The sequence below is a fragment of the Neomesorhizobium albiziae genome (assembly GCF_900114255.1).
Lineage (GTDB): Bacteria > Pseudomonadota > Alphaproteobacteria > Rhizobiales > Rhizobiaceae > Neomesorhizobium > Neomesorhizobium albiziae.
This window is the reverse complement of the sequence record NZ_FOSL01000004.1, coordinates 59,768-74,674: the sequence shown is the minus strand read 5'-3', so window position 1 is coordinate 74,674 and position 14,907 is coordinate 59,768. Positions and strand designations below refer to the sequence as shown.

Sequence of the window (14,907 nt, the reverse complement as noted above, 5' to 3'; positions counted from 1 at the left end):
CGGTCACGCTTTCAGCGCGCCAGCGGTTGCCTTTTCGACCAGTTGCTCGGCGGCGAGCCGGGCGCGAACCTGTTCCATGAATGCCTGACCGGCGGCTTTCGGCCCCTCGGGCAGCGTTTCATATTCCGCAATCGCCTTGGCGTAATCGCCATCGCCGATCGCGGCCTCCAGGCGGGCTGCGATTTCAGGCACGCCAGTGCCCTCCACAGGCCCGACCGGGCGGATCTTGACCAGTGATTCGGCGCTGGAAAGCAGGCGCTCGAAATAGCCGGCGTTCTCGTCGACGGTGCGGCCGGCATCGACCATGGCGGTGACGGCTGCACCCGATCCAGACTGGATCTCGGTGCGGCTCGGCACGCCCTTTTCGGCCAGCGCGCGCAGATCAGCCAGTTCCGGCGCATCCGGCGCCACCGCCGCGAACGCCTCGACCTCGGAAGCGATCGAACCGCCGGCATCGACGGCGGTCTTCAGCGCCGATGCCGCGATCGCCAGCGCCACCTTCGGCTGCGATGCCTGCGCATCGACCTTGCCGGTCAGGGAGGTGACGCTCTGCTCCAGCGTCTGCAGCCCCTTTTCGATGGTGCCGATGCGGCCGTCATTGGCCGAGGCTGCCGTCGTTGCGGCGTTGACGGCCGTCTCGACCGCGGCGAGCTTGTCGCCAATGGCCGAAACGTCGGCGGGAGCCGCTCCCGCTTCGGCTTGGCCGAGGGCCGCGATCGATTTTTCGATTTCGGCAATTTTTGTCTGCAGCGCCTGCAATCCGGCATTTTCGCCGGCGCCGCCCGATTCGACCGCCGATTTCAGCGCCGTCACCTCGGTTTTCACCTGTTCGACGGTGGTGCTCAAGCCATCGACACGCGCTGTCGATTCGTCGAAGCTCTTGCGCAGGCCCTCGACGTCCACGCCACTGCCGGCATTCGACTGCAATTCAGCTATCCGGTCCCGCAAGCCCGTCATCTCGGATTGCAGCGCCATCACGGCCCCCTGGCCGGCGTCATCGGCGGCAGGTGCGGACGATGGCCACAAGCCGGCATACTGCAAGCCGCCAACGCCGGTGAGCGCGATGACGCCGCCGAGAAGCCCAGCTACCAGCCCCGAAAAACCGCTCTGCCGCGGCTGACGCGGTGCAACCGGGGGAACGCTCGACGTCGCCTCGGCTCCTTGCTCGGTTTCGGTACGCCCAAATTCGGCGGAGCTCCTGGAAGACGGCTTGCTGGCCGCGTCTTCCGTCTGCTTTTCGGGCTGGTCGAACGAAACCCAGTCGCTTTCCTTTGCGCCGTCGGCATCGCTGGACGCAGCATCGGCCCCCGGCAATCCGGCAAGCTGGATGTCTTCCGCCGAAACCGGCTCGTTCGCGGCATCGGTTTCGGGCGATATGCTCGCCGCTTCCGGATTTTCACTGACCCGCGACACCGAACCGGGCTCCAATTCGATCGTCACCGGGTCGCGCTGCGTCTTCGAGTGCCGTATCTTGGGCGGCTTGACCATTCTGTCACTCCCGGAAAATCTGCTGCGGAACCACGATACGGGCTCGGCGGATTGTCACCCGATCACTATCACACCTGCTCCATGTGAAAAGAGGCCGGGTTATGGCGGATCAGCTTTCTCGCGCGAGGAGGGCGATCAGGGCGTCCTCTTCGGGCCTTTCGGCGATGTATATATGGCTGGGGTCGATGCCGGTAAGGGCCGCCGCCACGCGGCTGGACATGCAGAAATAGCGCGTATCTTCAAAAAGATGGGCCAGCGGCCCCGGCCTGACACGCGATGCGATCAGTTCCGCCGCCCTGGCCGACAGCACCAGCGCGGCGTCGATCGGGTCGGCGCGCAGCGTTGCATCGGCCAATTCGGCCGGATGAGCGATTTCGACCGTATCGTACGTCTCCAACACCTCCAGCAGCAGGCCAGCGTCGGCAGCCGAAGCCTCGAAATCCGGGCGGCGCACCTTGCCGCAGAGATAAAGCACCCGCGTCCCGGGGCGCAGCCGCGCAGCCATTTTGGCTGCAAGACCGGCTGCGTCGCCGTCCGCCTCGACAATCCGCTTGAAGCCGGCCTTGTCTGCAACTTTGGCCGTGCGGGGGCCGACCGCGAACAACGGTTTTTCCGTCAGCGGCGCGATCAGCGCGGCCGATGCACTACGAATAGCGTTGGCGCTGGTGACCGCAATGGCATCGACGGCAGTGGAAACCGGCTCCGCCACGATCGGCCGTATTTCGGTTAGCGGCAACACGACGGGTTCGAAGCCAGCCTTGGCCAGCCGCAGCGCGGTGCGCGATGCGCCGGGTTGCGGCCGCGTGACCAGCACCCGGCCATTCATCACGACCAGCCGTCGAAGAAGTTCGGGCCGGCCTTGGCGCGGATCGCCGTACCCGCCGCGCGACCGATGCCGGCGGCGTCGGAGACCGGGCCATGGGCTGCGATTTCGTGCGCTTCGCTTCCGTCGGGCGTGATGATCAGGCCGGAGAATCTCAGCATTTCTCCCTCGACCGATGCATAGCCGGCGAGGGGAGTGCGGCAGGAGCCGTCGAGGGCTGCGAGAAAGGCGCGTTCGCAAGCCAATGCCGCGCCGGTGGGAGCGTGATGGATCGGCGCCAGCAGGTCGGCCATGCGTTCGTTTCCGATCACGGCCTCGATGCAGATGGCGCCCTGGCCCGGCGCCGGTGGAAATTCTTCGAGCGGCATCAGGTCGGTAATAACATCGGCCATTCCGAGCCGCCGGAGTCCGGCGTTGGCGAGCATCGTGCCTTCCACCTGGCCTTCCCCCAGCTTGCGCAGGCGCGTCTGCACATTGCCACGGAAGGTGATGACCTTCAGATCGGGCCGCATGCGGCGGATCAATGCCTGCCGGCGCAACGACGACGACCCGACCGTGGCGCCTTGCGGCAGTTCGGCAATTGTGCGGACCGAACGTCCGATGAAGGCGTCACGCGGATCTTCGCGCGGCAGGAAGGCCAAGAGGTCCAGGCCTTCCGGCAGCAGGGTCGGCATGTCCTTCGACGAATGCACGGCAATGTCGATACGGCCGTCGAGCAGCGCTTCCTCGATCTCCTTGGTGAACAGGCCCTTGCCGCCGGCTTCCGACAGAGGCCTGTCCTGGATGCGGTCTCCGCTGGTCGAGATCGGCACGATCTCGAAAGCGCTTTCCGGCAGGCCGTGCGCGGCCATCAGCCGGGCGCGCGTCTCCGCCGCCTGCGCCAGGGCGAGTGCGCTGCCTCGCGTGCCGATTCTGGTTGTTTCCATAACGTGCGGTCCATGATAACCCCGCGGCGCGGGATTTTCCGCCCCTACTAACCATGAATTTGTGGTCGGGCAATGATGCAACAGGACGCGGTCAAGGTGCTAGGCATCGAGACGAGCTGCGACGAGACGGCCGCTTCGGTGGTCGCACTCGGCGTCGACGGCCGCCCTGAAATCCTTTCCAGCATCGTGTTCAGCCAGATCGACGAGCACGCGGCATTCGGCGGCGTGGTGCCGGAAATCGCCGCGCGCGCCCATGTCGAGGCGCTCGATGGCATCGTCGAGGCAGCGCTCGGCGAAGCGGGCGTCGGCCTCACCGATCTCGACGCAGTGGCGGCGACAGCCGGTCCCGGCCTGATCGGCGGGCTGATCGTGGGACTGATGACCGCCAAGGCGCTTGCGGCCGCAGCCGACAAGCCACTGATCGCCGTGAACCATCTGGAAGGCCACGCGCTTACCGCCCGGCTGACCGACGGCCTCGCCTTTCCCTATCTTCTGCTGCTGGTCTCCGGCGGCCACACCCAGATCGTGCTGGTGCGCGGCGTAGGCCACTACGAACGCTGGGCGACCACCATCGACGACGCGCTCGGCGAAGCCTTCGACAAGACGGCGAAGCTGATCGGACTGCCGTTTCCCGGCGGGCCGAATGTCGAGAAGGCGGCGCGCAGCGGCAACCCGCGGCGATTCGCCTTTCCGCGCCCGCTGAAGGGCGAAGCGCGGCCGGATTTTTCCTTCTCCGGGCTGAAGACCGCCGTACGTCAGGCCGCCGCGGCGATTGCGCCGTTGAGTGAAACCGATGTCGCCGATATCTGCGCTTCGTTCCAGACCGCCATTGCCGATACCCTAAATGACCGGGTTTCGCGCAGTCTGGACCGCTTCCGAATCGAATTCCCGGAGGTTCGCGATCCGGCTCTTGTGGTCGCCGGCGGTGTCGCCGCGAACAAGCAAGTGCGGACCACACTCGAAGATCTGTGCCGGAACAGGGGCTTTGCCTTCGTCGCGCCGCCGCTTGAACTCTGCACCGACAATGCAGCGATGATCGCCTGGGCCGGCGTCGAGCGCATCCGCGCTGGGCTTGTGGATGGCGGCGCCATGGAACTTGCGCCGCGCTCGCGCTGGCCATTGGACACGGTATCCGACCCGCTGATCGGCGCCGGACGTCGGGGACCCAAGGCATGAGCGGTGACATCGTCATTACTGTGCTCGGCGGAGGCGCCTGGGGCACTGCACTCGCCTGCGCGGCGCGTCGCGCCGGCCACGATGCGCGGCTTTGGGCCCGCGACGCCGAAACGGTCGAGGCTATCAATACCCGCCGCGAGAATCCGCGCTATCTGCCGGGCCTGAAACTTGCCGAGGGCATCGCCGCGACCACCGATCTGGCGGCTGCCGCCGATGGCGCCGACATCGTGCTTGCCGTGACGCCCGCCCAGACCTTGCGCGCCTTGCTTGCCGTGGTCCAAGGCAAGATCCGGCAAGGCGTCCCGGTGGTGCTTTGCGCCAAGGGCATCGAACGCGACACCGGCCGGCTGCTCTCCTCGGTCGCGGAGGAACTGTTGCCGCACAACCCGGTCGCGGCATTGTCCGGCCCGAGCTTCGCCACCGATGTCGCCGCCGGGCTGCCGACGGCAGTCGTCGTTGCCGCCCGCAATGGCGACCTGGCTGCGGACCTCGCCGGAAAGCTGACGGCGCCGTACTTCCGCTGCTACTCCTCAGACGACCTGGTCGGCGTCGAGATCGGCGGCGCCCTGAAGAATGTGCTGGCGATCGCCGCCGGCGCGGTGATCGGGTCGGGTTTCGGCGCCAGCGCCCAGGCAGCCATGGTAACCCGCGGGTTTGTCGAGTTGCGGCGCATCGCCGCCGCCTTCGGCGCCCAGCCGGAAACGCTGATGGGCCTATCCGGGTTGGGCGACCTGGTGCTGACCTGCGGGTCCGGCCAGTCGCGCAATTTCGCCTATGGTCTGGCGCTCGGACGAGGGGAGGACCTTGCCGGCAGGCCGTTGGCGGAAGGTGTCGCCACCGCAGGCATTGCCGCAAGCATCGCTCGCGAGCGGAATATCGAGGCTCCCATCGTCAGCGCGGTCGACCGTATCCTGAACGGCGAGATCAGCATCCGCGATGCGGTCGCGGAATTGATGTCGCGGCCTTTGAAAAGCGAGACGGATTGACGAAGGCCGGAAATCGATCCGTTTTCGCGAAAACAGGTTCCGATCCATCAAATCCAACCAGAAAATACGGTCATTTCGGAAAGGATTTCCACAATGCTCTTTGCGCTCATCTGCAACGACAAGCCTGGCCACCTGCAGGTGCGGCTCGGCGCCCGGCCCGACCATGTCGCCTTCCTCAACGATCTCAACGCAAAGGGCACACTGAAATTCGCCGGCCCCTTTCTCGACGCCGACGCCAAGCCGAACGGCAGCCTGGTGGTGATCGAAGCCGCCGATCAGGCGGCGGCCAAGGCGCTGGCCGATGCTGATCCTTACGCCAAGGCCGGACTGTTCGCTTCGGTCGATATCCGTCCGTGGAACTGGGTTTTCAACAATCCGGCAAACGGCTAAACCGGCGACAGGCCTGCTTTGGAAGGATTTCGCATGAACTACTGGCTGTTCAAATCCGAACCGTTCAAATTCTCCTTCGAGATGCTGAAGGCCAAAGGAAAAGCAGGCGCCGAGTGGGACGGGGTGCGCAACTATGCCGCCCGCAACAATATGCGCGCCATGCAGATCGGCGATCTCGGCTTCTTCTATCATTCCAACGAGGGGCTCGACATCGTCGGCATCGCCGAGGTCTGCGCGCTTGCCCATCCCGATTCCACCACCGATGACCCGCGCTGGGAGTGCGTCGATATCCGCGCCGTGCGCGATGTGCCGAACCCGCCGACGCTTGAACAGGTCAAGGCAAACCCGAAGCTCTCCGAGATGGCGCTGGTGCGGCTTGGGCGGCTCTCCGTCCAGCCGGTGACGCCGGCCGAGTGGAAAGAGGTCTGCCGCATGGGTGGCCTTGACCCGGCGCCCTGAGCGGAATGAGGATTTCGCCGGAAGGCGCGGAAAAATTCATCCTCGAAAACACGGCTGTGATGTCGCCGCCGCACGTGCCCGAAATCCGGTTGCATCTTGCCGACGAGGCCCACGGCCTTTGGCAGAAGACTGAGGAAGAACTCGAAGAAATCGGCCTGCCGCCGCCCTTCTGGGCCTTTGCCTGGGCCGGCGGTCAGGGATTGGCGCGCTATGTCCTCGACAATCCTTCGAACGTGCGCGGCAAGCGTGTCCTGGATTTCGCCTCCGGTTCGGGTCTGGTCGGCATCGCCGCGGCCAAGTCCGGCGCGGCCTCGATGCTGGCGGCCGATATCGACCCGTTCTGCGCGGCGGCCATCGCCCTCAATGCGAAAGCCAATGGCGTTCAGCTGGATTTCACCGCTGCCGACCAAATCGATACCGACGGCGGCTGGGACGTCGTTCTTGCCGGCGATGTCTTTTATGAAAAGCCGTTTGCCGAGCGTCTCACACCGTGGTTCGAACGGCTGGCAAAACGCGGCGCCTATATCCTCGTAGGCGACCCCGGACGGTCGTACCTGCCCCGGCAGCGTCTGACCGCGATGGCTGTCTATGAGGTGCCGGTTACCCGCGCCCTGGAAGATGCGGAAGTGAAACGCACCACCGTGTGGCGTTTCGCCTGATCCGTTAACGCCCACCTCTCTCAGACCAGCGTCTTTGCCGCTTCCTCAAGGATCCAGGTCCGGAAGGCTATGATGCGGGGATCGTCGGCCATACTTTCCGGGTAGACCAGGAAATAGGCGAACTCCCGGGCAACCTTGATGCCGAGTTCGAACGGGCGCACCAGCCGGCCCTCGGAGAGATCGTTGGCCACCATGGCGAAATCGGCGAGCGTCACCGCAGACCCGTCAATCGCGGCCTGCAAGGCGTCGTTCGAGGTGTTGAAAACCAGCGTGCGGCTGTCGTCGAAATCGTCGACGCCGGCAGCCGCCATCCACATGCGCCAGTTCGGCCAGGTCACGCCCTGGCGGGACCATTCGATATGGGCAAGCGTGTGCCGGAACAGATCGCGCGGCCCGGTCATCGGTGGTCCGGATTTCAGCAGCCGGGGGCTGCACACCGGGATGACGACATTGTCGAACAGCCGGTCGACGTGGAGGCCGGGGTATTTGCCGGAGCCAAACCGGATGGCGACATCCACGTCGTCAACTTCCAGATCGCGCATTTCATTGGAAATGTCGAAGCGGAGCTCGATGTCCGGCCAGGCCAGTTTGAAGCCGTCGATACGCCGCATCAGCCACTTGGCAGCAAACTCCGCGGGGACCGTAACCTTCAGCAGCGATGAACCGCGCGTCAATTTGCGGGCCCGCGAAACCGCGTGTGTCAGACCGGCAAGCGCCTCGATCGTAGCCTCGTACAACACCTCGCCGGATGCCGTCAGCCGCATGGTGCGGCTGGTTCGGTGGAACAGTTCGACGCCCAACTGATCCTCGAATTCCTTGATCTGATGGCTGATCGCAGCCGGCGTCAGGTGCAGCTCATTGGCGGCACGCGTGAAGTTCAGGTGACGGCCCGCAGCCTCAAAGGCCTGCAGGGCGCGCGTGCCGGGGATGCGAAGCATGGGTTATCTTCAAATAAAAGTATTCGATGCAGTGAAAACTACTCGTTTTTGCGTAGCCATTCAATGCAGTAGTTTTGAACTCTGTCTTAAGCTTCAAATTCTTTTTAAAGGCAAAGACCATGACCTACTGCACCGACATCAACCTCCAGGCCAAGCCGGCACCGTCGCTTTTCGCCTGGATCGTGGATTTCTTCCATAAACGCGAAAAGAGGCGCCAGGCGGTGGACGACCTGTACCGCCTCGACGACCGCGAACTGCGTGACATCGGTATCCGCCGCCGCGACATCGCGGCGATTGTCGACCGCGAGATCGGCAAATTGCGGTTGGATGAATTCCGCTCGCGGCTGTGAAGGACGGATCGGCCCGAAGGGCCGCCGCCACACGGGGCCCGTTCCACTAAATCCAGCGCCCCGGCGGCAACCGCCGGGGCGACAGTGGCTTTGTCGTGGTGGTCAATCCAATCGTTGGCGGATGAAGCCTTGGCCAAGGTTTCCAGGGCCGAAAAAATCACCGCATGACGCAAAGCACGCTCTGCCCGGAAAGTCTGGGCAGCAGGCGGCGCATTACGGCGACGCTGACTGCCACGCAGCCTTGCGTCGGTGTGCATCCCTCGCGCGCCAGGTGAAAGAAGATGGCGCTGCCGCGGCCCCGCCGGCGCGGCGAAATGTTCCAGTCGAGCACGATACAGGCATCGTAAAGCCGGTCTTCGCGCAGCATGCGTTCGTGGCTGGCGCCGTAAGGTATGGCGACGGGGCGGTTGTAGTTGCGGTCGTTGGGCACCTCGCACCAGCCGAGCGTCGCCGAGATCGGCGCCATGGCGAGCCTGGTGCGCCGCGCTCCTATAAAATGGTCGGCGCGAAAATAGCCAGACAGAATGCGCATGGCGCCGAGCGGAGTGCCGCCGTCGCCCTCGCGCTTGTTGGCGGTGATGCCGCCGCGCCCGAGCGCGCATGGAAACACCGTGCCTGCGACATTCATTAGCCCTTGCGAAGGGTGGCCGGGCCGCGCCCGCACCGTCAGCAATCCAATACCGTTCCGGTTTTTTGCCTGCGCCCCATTGCGCTCACGTTTTTTGGAGTATGATCCGATCGCCAAAGCAAATCACCGTGATTGGCTGTACCGCCGGTCACGTTCCGCATAAACGGGGGCGGGTCAACTGTATTTTTCTTTTGAAACAACGGATTGAGACATGACATCACGGACGATCCTGCTGGTCGATGACGACGACGATCTGCGCACCACCCTGGTCGAGCAACTGTCCCTTTACGAAGAGTTTGACGTCCTGCAGGAAACGACTGCGGCAAAAGGGGTCGCTGCGGCGAGGGGCGGCCTGATCGATCTGCTGATCATGGATGTGGGCTTACCGGACATGGATGGTCGCGAGGCGGTGAAAATCCTGCGCAAGGGCGGCTACAAGGCGCCGATCATCATGCTGACAGGCCACGACACCGATTCCGACACGATCCTCGGCCTCGAAGCCGGCGCCAACGATTATGTGACGAAGCCCTTCCGCTTCGCCGTGCTGCTCGCCCGCATCCGCGCCCAGTTGCGCCAGCACGAGCAGAGCGAGGATGCGACGTTTTCGGTGGGGCCGTACACGTTCAAGCCAAGCCAGAAGCTGCTGATCGACCAGCGCGGCGGCAAGGTGCGGCTGACCGAGAAGGAGGCCTCGATCATCAAGTATCTGTATCGGGCCGACCAGAAGGTGATCACCCGAGACGTGCTTCTGGAGGAAGTGTGGGGTTACAACTCCGGGGTCACCACGCACACGCTCGAAACCCATGTTTACCGCTTACGGCAGAAGATCGAACGCGATCCTTCCAATGCGGAAATTCTTGTGACAGAAAGCGGCGGATACAAACTGGTTCCATAAACTGATTTGCGGAGGGTGGGCCGCATTCCGAGGGAGGAGCCAGCATCATAAACCGGGGACGCCTGCCAATGATCCGCGCCTTTTCGCGCGCCGTTCCGACCGATGGAAATCGAGGGTCGTGCGCCCGCCGGCACGTAACGGCCGGGCGTGATCACGCGGCGCTTGCGCATTTGCGGCGTCCCGAACAGGCCAGAGCCGAGATCCATGTCGCTGGATGACGATATCCGCGTGCTGGCCGGCGTGGACCTGTTCGAGGGATTCACCCAGGAGCAATTGCGCCTGCTGGCCTTCGGGGCGGAGAGCGTCCGGCTGGCGGCCGGCCGCGAGCTTTACCCGGAGGGGGTGCGGGCCGATGGGGCATACGTCGTGGCGCGGGGCAGCATCAGCCTTTACCGCGACCGCGACGGCGAGCGCACTGTAATCACCACCGTGGGCCCTGGAGCGCTGCTCGGCGAAATGGCGCTGATCTCCGACACCGACCGGCTGACCGGCGCCTATGCCGAGACCGACGCCGAGGTGATGCGGCTCAACCGCAAGCTCTTCCGCCGCATACTCGAGGAATATCCGGACGTGGCGATCGCGCTGCATCGGCGCGTCTCGAACGACCTGGTCAGGCTGGTCGAGAGCATCGAAAAGCTGTCGCCGAAATTTTCGTGAGAGTGAATAGTGAAATGCCTACTACTCGCTACTCTCTCTTCTCTACTCCCACCCGAACCTAGCAATTACCGGGACGTGATCCGAAGGGCGTTCCCAGCCCCGGGCGGCACGCAGCACCTCAATGCCCTTGAGATCGCCGACAATGTTCTGTGACGACCAAATATGGTCGAGGCGGCGTCCGCGATCCGACAGTTCCCAGTCGGCGGCGCGGTAGCTCCACCATGTGTAGATTTTCTGGTCGGCCGGCACGACATGCCGCATCAGGTCGACCCAGTTGCCTGCCTTGCGCATCGCCTCGAAATTTTCGGTCTCGACCGGTGTGTGGCTGACCACCTTCAGCAATTGCTTGTGCGACCAGACGTCGTTTTCCAGCGGCGCGATGTTCAAGTCGCCAACCAGCACCGAAGCCGAACTGTCGCTCCATTCGGCGCGGACTTCGTTCATTTCCTGCACGAAGTCGAGCTTGTGGCGGAATTTCCAGTTTCGCTCCGGATCGGGTTCGTCGCCGCCCGCCGGCACATAAAAATTGTGCAGCAGGATCGACTTGCCGCCGGCCTCGATGCGGGTCGAGATGTGGCGGCTGTCCTCCATCTTGCAGAAGCGCCGCCGCTCGAAAACCTCCAGTGGCCGGCGCGCAATGGTGGCCACACCGTGGTATCCCTTCTGGCCGGCGAATGCGACGTGTTCGTAGCCGAGCTTGTGGAAGGCCTCCGCAGGAAACAGCTCGTCCGGACATTTGGTTTCCTGCAGGCAAAGCACGTCCGGCGATTGCTCAGCGAGCAGCCTCTCGACGATCGGCAGCCTGAGGCGCACGGAGTTGATGTTCCAGGTGGCAATGGAAAACGGCATGGGGAGAAAATCCGGACAAGAATCGCGTCGGGAAACTGACAGCCCCAGGCATCAAAGACAAGGCGCGGTTGGGCGCCGTTGCGGTGCGGACTGGCGGCTCGGGCACACGCAATACGAGGAATCATGGATCTTTCTCGTCAAAAGATTGTTAGCCGGCTCCCTTCTACATTCCACTAACAAGTGTATTATGACCGCGGTCACCCAATGCTTCTGGCCGGGTGGCTTGGCGCCGATGCGATTCCCGGGGGGCGAAAAGCATCGGCGCTATTGGCACGTGCTTTTAATATCGGGGAAGGGTCGATCCGTTGGTGGAGCTGAGGAGGATCGAACTCCTGACCTCGTCATTGCGAACGACGCGCTCTCCCAGCTGAGCTACAGCCCCGTCCAACGGATGCGGCGCATTTAGTGTGGGCCGCCCCAGCCTGTCAAGCAGAAGACGCACGAGATGCCACAGCCCTTGCCGCAGCGCCGGGCGTTGGCTACATGTCGCGGGACCAACGCATCGGCCGATAGCTGGAATCGATGCGTCGATTCCAATGTTAGAGCGTCCCTTTGCGCGGCAGGGGACGCGCGGCGCTCTAAAGGAGACCGGCATGCTCGCTCTTATCCAGACACTCGTTCTGGCGCTCGACATCTACTGGTGGCTGATCATCATATCGGCGATCTTTTCCTGGCTTTACGCATTCAACGTCGTCAATCCGCGCAACCAGGTGGTGATGACGATCGGCAACTCGCTCTTTCGCGTCACCGAACCGGCTTTGCGGCCGATCCGGCGCCTGCTGCCGGATCTCGGCGGCATCGACATTTCGCCGATCATCCTGCTGCTGATCATTTTCTTCATCCGGCAGTTCATCCTCAACACCATCGCGCCCGCCGTCCTCTGACGGAGATGCCGGCGGACCGGTTCTTCCGGCCTCGCCGCGGATGTCTATGTCCGGCTGACGCCGAAATCCTCCAGCGATGCCGTTGAAGGCATCGGGACCGCTGCCGAGGCTCACGCCATCTGAAGGCCCGCGTCCGCGCCGTGCCGGAAAACGGCGCCGCCAACGCTGCGCTTGAAAAGCTTATCGCCAGATGGCTCGGCCTGCCGAAGCGCGATGTCGCGCGCTGGTCTGCGGCGACGCATCGCGGCTAAAGACGCTGCATCTCAACGGCGATGCGCAAGAGCTCGCCGCCAAGATCGCGGACCTTATTGGCGGCTAGCGCACTCTAACTATTTGTTTTGCCGCATTTATGCGGACGCCAGGTGATTCCACCTGGCTGCAAAATGCTCTAGGATTTGCCTCGATCCAACGGAGGCAACCGATGCGCGGATTCCTGATCGTGCTTGCCGTGGCCGGTCTCACCGCCGCTGCCCGTGGCGGCGAGATTTCCAGCGTCTATACCGATCTGGCTGCCGACAAGGATTGCGTGACCTATGCAGCCGCCAAGGATGGCGACGGCGACTGGGCCGACCTCGCCTGCGCCGGCTACAAGGGCTATCCGGTGCTGCTTGCCTATGACGACGCGCGGGAATCGGTCTTCTACGGCTTCGCGCCGGCGGGCGAGTTGCCGTGGGAAAGTTTTGTCGGGTTCAATTCCGCCGGCCCGAAAATCGAGTGGCGCGTCGATACCGATGGCGATGTCATGATGCCATTCGCTACCATTCATCGCTGGTCGGTCGCCAGCAGCGAGGACCCGGAGAAGAAGATCGAGGTGCTGGTGGTCTCGAAGGTGGCGCAGATGTCGGAGCGCGACGGCTGCGTGGTTGGGCTGGTGGTGGCCACCGGCAATCCGAAGGCCAACGAGACCGCGCAGAGAATCGCCGACGAGCAGACGAGGACATTTGCCTGCGGCGCCGACGAGCGCGTGCTGGTGGGCGGAGAGGTCGCGCTGCCGGAATTTGTCCGCACCGAGAGCGACTGATCCGCTGGGCACGAAAAAGCCGCCGCTCCGATCTCTTGTTGGAGCATGATCTTTTCCGAAAAACCAGTTTCCACTTTTCGGGATCATGCTCTGGAGCGGAAGCGGCGGCGATTTTCTCGTGCGTGTCAGTCCTTGCTCATGAAGCGTGTCGGGTGCACGTCCATCACGTTGGCTTCATAGCCGTGCAGCTTCGGCGACACGAGGTTCTTGTAGCTGTAGTAAAGCAGCGGAATCTGCCCGACATCGTCGATCAGGATGCGCTCGGCGTCGGAGAGATGCTTCATGCGCTCCTCCGGCTTGCTCGCCGAAGCGGCCGCCAGGTTCATCGCTTCCTCGAATTTCGGGCTGTCATAGTTGGAGTAGTTGATGCCACTCGCCTTGCGCGAGATGCCGAGGAAGTTTTCCGGGTCCTTGTAGTCGGCGATCCAGGCCGCGCGGGCGAAATCGTAGTCGCCCTTTTCCTGCAGGTAGGAATAGTGCGTCTTGCCGTCGACATTGAGCAGGCTGACCTCGATGCCGAGCGGCCGCAGCTGCTCCTGCACCGCAACGCCGGTGTTCTTGTGGTTTTCACCGGTGTTGTAGCGGATTTCCAGCTTCAGCGGCTTGTCCGGGCCATAGCCCAACTCCGCCAGGAGCTTTGCCGCTTCTTCCTCGCGGTCGATCTGCGATTTGTCGGCGAAATCGGCTGCCGCCGCCGTATAGCCGGCGATGCCGGGCGGCACCATCGAATAGGCCGGCAGCATCGTGCCCTGCCACACTTTCTCGGCCAGGAAGTCGCGGTCGATGGCCATCGAGATGGCGTAGCGGAGCTTGGGATTCGTCCATGGCTCCTTGTCGGTCTTGATGGCGAAATAGTAGGTGCCGAGATACGGCCCGATCTTGAGCTGGTCGCCGAACTTCACCTTGAGATCGGCGAGCTGCTCGGTCGGCACGTCGAAATTGCTGTCGAGCTCGCCGGCCTCGAAGCGTTTCATCGCGGTCGAACGGTCCTCGGTCGGGATGAAGTTGACCTTGTCGATCTTGACGTTGGCGGCATCGTGGAATTTCGGGTTCTTGACCAGCTGGATATGATCGTTCGGCACGAAGGCAGCCAATGTATAGGCACCGTTCGAGACCATATTGCCGGGCTTCACCCATTCGGCGCCGAGCTTTTCCACCGAAGCCTTGCTGACCGGGAAGGTTGCCTGATGGGTCAGCATTTCGAGAAAATAGGGGGTCGGCGCATTGAGCGTGACCTCGAAGGTCGACGGGTCGATTGCCTTTGCCCCGATATCCTCGGGCTTTGCCTTGCCGGTGTTCAGCGCTTCGCCGTTCTTCACCACATAGAGCATGGAGGCATACTGGGCCGCGGTTGCCGGATCGAGCAGGCGGCGGAACGAATAGACGAAATCGTCGGCGGTGACCGGCGTGCCGTCGGACCAGGTCGCACCCTGGCGCAGCTTGAAGGTGTAGACGGTGCCGTCGTCGGAAACAGTCCAGCTTTCGGCAGCCCCCGGGATGAGCTCGGCCTTCGCATCCTGCGCCACAAGGCCTTCGAACAGGTCGCGTATGATGTTGGCCTCAGCAACAGTGGAGGTCTTGTGCGGGTCGAGCGTTTCCGGGTCGGCGTCGTTGCCGCGGTTGTAGACCACTTCGGCAAAGGCCGGTGTCATGAAGGCGCCGCCCGCCACGACCAGGCTCGTCGCGAGCATGGTCGCACTCAGGAATTTATGCAGCATCTTTCTTCTCCCATCTGGCCCGGCTGATTCCGGGCCGCGACATCATCCACGCGCCAATGC

At 63.4% G+C, this 14,907-nt stretch carries 17 protein-coding genes, 1 tRNA gene and 1 pseudogene; 11 read left to right on the top strand and 8 right to left on the bottom strand.

Annotated elements, in window-relative coordinates:
- Positions 1-3: 3 nt before the first annotated feature.
- The 3 genes from F3H98_RS08770 to hemC form a co-directional block, all read right to left on the bottom strand.
- On the bottom strand, positions 4-1,488 hold the full coding sequence (locus tag F3H98_RS08770; protein ID WP_149759761.1) for a COG4223 family protein: 1,485 nt from the start codon (positions 1,486-1,488) through the stop codon (positions 4-6).
- 109 nt (positions 1,489-1,597) lie between these two features.
- Entirely contained in the window at positions 1,598-2,314 is a 717-nt protein-coding gene (locus F3H98_RS08765) for a uroporphyrinogen-III synthase (RefSeq protein WP_244621659.1), read from the bottom strand.
- Positions 2,314-3,237 carry a hydroxymethylbilane synthase gene (gene hemC / locus F3H98_RS08760; protein ID WP_149759759.1) on the bottom strand — a complete coding sequence of 308 codons (924 nt, stop codon included), beginning with the start codon at positions 3,235-3,237 and terminating at the stop codon, positions 2,314-2,316. Before hemC ends, F3H98_RS08765 begins: the two co-directional genes overlap by 1 nt.
- 75 nt (positions 3,238-3,312) lie before the next feature.
- Here hemC and tsaD point away from each other — a divergent pair, with 75 nt between their 5' ends.
- The 5 genes from tsaD to F3H98_RS08735 all read left to right on the top strand — a co-directional run bounded on the left by tsaD (position 3,313) and on the right by F3H98_RS08735 (position 6,907).
- A complete protein-coding gene (gene tsaD, locus F3H98_RS08755) occupies positions 3,313-4,413 on the top strand; it encodes a tRNA (adenosine(37)-N6)-threonylcarbamoyltransferase complex transferase subunit TsaD (protein ID WP_425294830.1) in 1,101 nt (366 codons plus the stop codon).
- The gene (locus F3H98_RS08750; protein WP_149759757.1) at positions 4,410-5,399 is read left to right on the top strand and encodes an NAD(P)H-dependent glycerol-3-phosphate dehydrogenase; all 990 of its coding nucleotides are present in this window, start codon (positions 4,410-4,412) and stop codon (positions 5,397-5,399) included. The genes tsaD and F3H98_RS08750 overlap by 4 nt, the downstream gene beginning before the upstream one ends.
- Positions 5,400-5,492: 93 nt before the next feature.
- On the top strand, positions 5,493-5,789 hold the full coding sequence (locus tag F3H98_RS08745) for a YciI-like protein (protein ID WP_149759756.1): 297 nt from the start codon (positions 5,493-5,495) through the stop codon (positions 5,787-5,789).
- Between the two features lie 33 nt (positions 5,790-5,822).
- Entirely contained in the window at positions 5,823-6,248 is a 426-nt protein-coding gene (locus tag F3H98_RS08740) for an EVE domain-containing protein (protein ID WP_149759755.1), read from the top strand.
- 5 nt (positions 6,249-6,253) lie between these two features.
- Positions 6,254-6,907: a class I SAM-dependent methyltransferase gene (locus F3H98_RS08735; protein ID WP_149759754.1), complete on the top strand. Its 654-nt coding sequence runs from the start codon at positions 6,254-6,256 to the stop codon at positions 6,905-6,907.
- Between the two features lie 20 nt (positions 6,908-6,927).
- On the opposite strand, the gene gcvA is transcribed toward F3H98_RS08735, so the two are convergent.
- Positions 6,928-7,845, bottom strand: a complete 918-nt coding sequence (gcvA, locus tag F3H98_RS08730) for a transcriptional regulator GcvA (RefSeq protein ID WP_149759753.1) — start codon at positions 7,843-7,845, stop codon at positions 6,928-6,930.
- Positions 7,846-7,964: 119 nt separating this feature from the next.
- On the opposite strand from gcvA, the gene F3H98_RS08725 reads away from it, so the two are divergent.
- A complete protein-coding gene (locus tag F3H98_RS08725; RefSeq protein WP_149759752.1) occupies positions 7,965-8,195 on the top strand; it encodes a DUF1127 domain-containing protein in 231 nt (76 codons plus the stop codon).
- Positions 8,196-8,352: 157 nt separating this feature from the next.
- Here F3H98_RS08725 and F3H98_RS08720 read toward each other — a convergent pair whose 3' ends face one another.
- A complete protein-coding gene (locus F3H98_RS08720) occupies positions 8,353-8,868 on the bottom strand; it encodes a L,D-transpeptidase family protein (RefSeq protein WP_149759751.1) in 516 nt (171 codons plus the stop codon).
- Between the two features lie 166 nt (positions 8,869-9,034).
- On the opposite strand from F3H98_RS08720, the gene F3H98_RS08715 reads away from it, so the two are divergent.
- Both F3H98_RS08715 and F3H98_RS08710 read left to right on the top strand, forming a co-directional pair.
- Positions 9,035-9,718, top strand: a complete 684-nt coding sequence (locus F3H98_RS08715) for a response regulator transcription factor (protein ID WP_149759750.1) — start codon at positions 9,035-9,037, stop codon at positions 9,716-9,718.
- A gap of 204 nt (positions 9,719-9,922) precedes the next feature.
- Positions 9,923-10,375, top strand: coding sequence for a cyclic nucleotide-binding domain-containing protein (locus tag F3H98_RS08710; RefSeq protein WP_149759749.1), 453 nt, complete (start codon positions 9,923-9,925; stop codon positions 10,373-10,375).
- A gap of 42 nt (positions 10,376-10,417) precedes the next feature.
- Here F3H98_RS08710 and xth read toward each other — a convergent pair whose 3' ends face one another.
- Both xth and F3H98_RS08700 read right to left on the bottom strand, forming a co-directional pair.
- The gene (gene xth / locus F3H98_RS08705; protein WP_149759748.1) at positions 10,418-11,224 is read right to left on the bottom strand and encodes an exodeoxyribonuclease III; all 807 of its coding nucleotides are present in this window, start codon (positions 11,222-11,224) and stop codon (positions 10,418-10,420) included.
- A gap of 306 nt (positions 11,225-11,530) precedes the next feature.
- Positions 11,531-11,606, bottom strand: a tRNA-Ala gene (locus tag F3H98_RS08700).
- Between the two features lie 211 nt (positions 11,607-11,817).
- Between F3H98_RS08700 and F3H98_RS08695 the strand changes: the two genes are divergently transcribed.
- The 3 genes and pseudogenes from F3H98_RS08695 (at position 11,818) to F3H98_RS08685 (ending at position 13,129) form a co-directional block, all read left to right on the top strand.
- Positions 11,818-12,108, top strand: coding sequence for a YggT family protein (locus tag F3H98_RS08695; RefSeq protein WP_149759747.1), 291 nt, complete (start codon positions 11,818-11,820; stop codon positions 12,106-12,108).
- A gap of 54 nt (positions 12,109-12,162) precedes the next feature.
- Positions 12,163-12,427, top strand: a pseudogene (locus F3H98_RS32510) (DUF167 family protein).
- A gap of 102 nt (positions 12,428-12,529) precedes the next feature.
- The gene (locus F3H98_RS08685; protein ID WP_149759746.1) at positions 12,530-13,129 is read left to right on the top strand and encodes a hypothetical protein; all 600 of its coding nucleotides are present in this window, start codon (positions 12,530-12,532) and stop codon (positions 13,127-13,129) included.
- A gap of 125 nt (positions 13,130-13,254) precedes the next feature.
- On the opposite strand, the gene F3H98_RS08680 is transcribed toward F3H98_RS08685, so the two are convergent.
- Positions 13,255-14,847 (bottom strand): peptide ABC transporter substrate-binding protein, encoded by a 1,593-nt coding sequence (locus F3H98_RS08680; RefSeq protein ID WP_149759745.1) that lies wholly within the window; start codon positions 14,845-14,847, stop codon positions 13,255-13,257.
- Positions 14,848-14,907: the final 60 nt, after the last annotated feature.

Coding starts and splice junctions, on each gene's coding strand:
- F3H98_RS08770 (WP_149759761.1), bottom strand. CDS start 1,488: ATGGTCAAGCCGCCCAAGATACGGCACTCGAAGACGCAGCGCGACCCG.
- F3H98_RS08765 (WP_244621659.1), bottom strand. CDS start 2,314: ATGAATGGCCGGGTGCTGGTCACGCGGCCGCAACCCGGCGCATCGCGC.
- hemC (WP_149759759.1), bottom strand. CDS start 3,237: ATGGAAACAACCAGAATCGGCACGCGAGGCAGCGCACTCGCCCTGGCG.
- tsaD (WP_425294830.1), top strand. CDS start 3,313: ATGCAACAGGACGCGGTCAAGGTGCTAGGCATCGAGACGAGCTGCGAC.
- F3H98_RS08750 (WP_149759757.1), top strand. CDS start 4,410: ATGAGCGGTGACATCGTCATTACTGTGCTCGGCGGAGGCGCCTGGGGC.
- F3H98_RS08745 (WP_149759756.1), top strand. CDS start 5,493: ATGCTCTTTGCGCTCATCTGCAACGACAAGCCTGGCCACCTGCAGGTG.
- F3H98_RS08740 (WP_149759755.1), top strand. CDS start 5,823: ATGAACTACTGGCTGTTCAAATCCGAACCGTTCAAATTCTCCTTCGAG.
- F3H98_RS08735 (WP_149759754.1), top strand. CDS start 6,254: ATGAGGATTTCGCCGGAAGGCGCGGAAAAATTCATCCTCGAAAACACG.
- gcvA (WP_149759753.1), bottom strand. CDS start 7,845: ATGCTTCGCATCCCCGGCACGCGCGCCCTGCAGGCCTTTGAGGCTGCG.
- F3H98_RS08725 (WP_149759752.1), top strand. CDS start 7,965: ATGACCTACTGCACCGACATCAACCTCCAGGCCAAGCCGGCACCGTCG.
- F3H98_RS08715 (WP_149759750.1), top strand. CDS start 9,035: ATGACATCACGGACGATCCTGCTGGTCGATGACGACGACGATCTGCGC.
- F3H98_RS08710 (WP_149759749.1), top strand. CDS start 9,923: ATGTCGCTGGATGACGATATCCGCGTGCTGGCCGGCGTGGACCTGTTC.
- xth (WP_149759748.1), bottom strand. CDS start 11,224: ATGCCGTTTTCCATTGCCACCTGGAACATCAACTCCGTGCGCCTCAGG.
- F3H98_RS08695 (WP_149759747.1), top strand. CDS start 11,818: ATGCTCGCTCTTATCCAGACACTCGTTCTGGCGCTCGACATCTACTGG.
- F3H98_RS08685 (WP_149759746.1), top strand. CDS start 12,530: ATGCGCGGATTCCTGATCGTGCTTGCCGTGGCCGGTCTCACCGCCGCT.
- F3H98_RS08680 (WP_149759745.1), bottom strand. CDS start 14,847: ATGCTGCATAAATTCCTGAGTGCGACCATGCTCGCGACGAGCCTGGTC.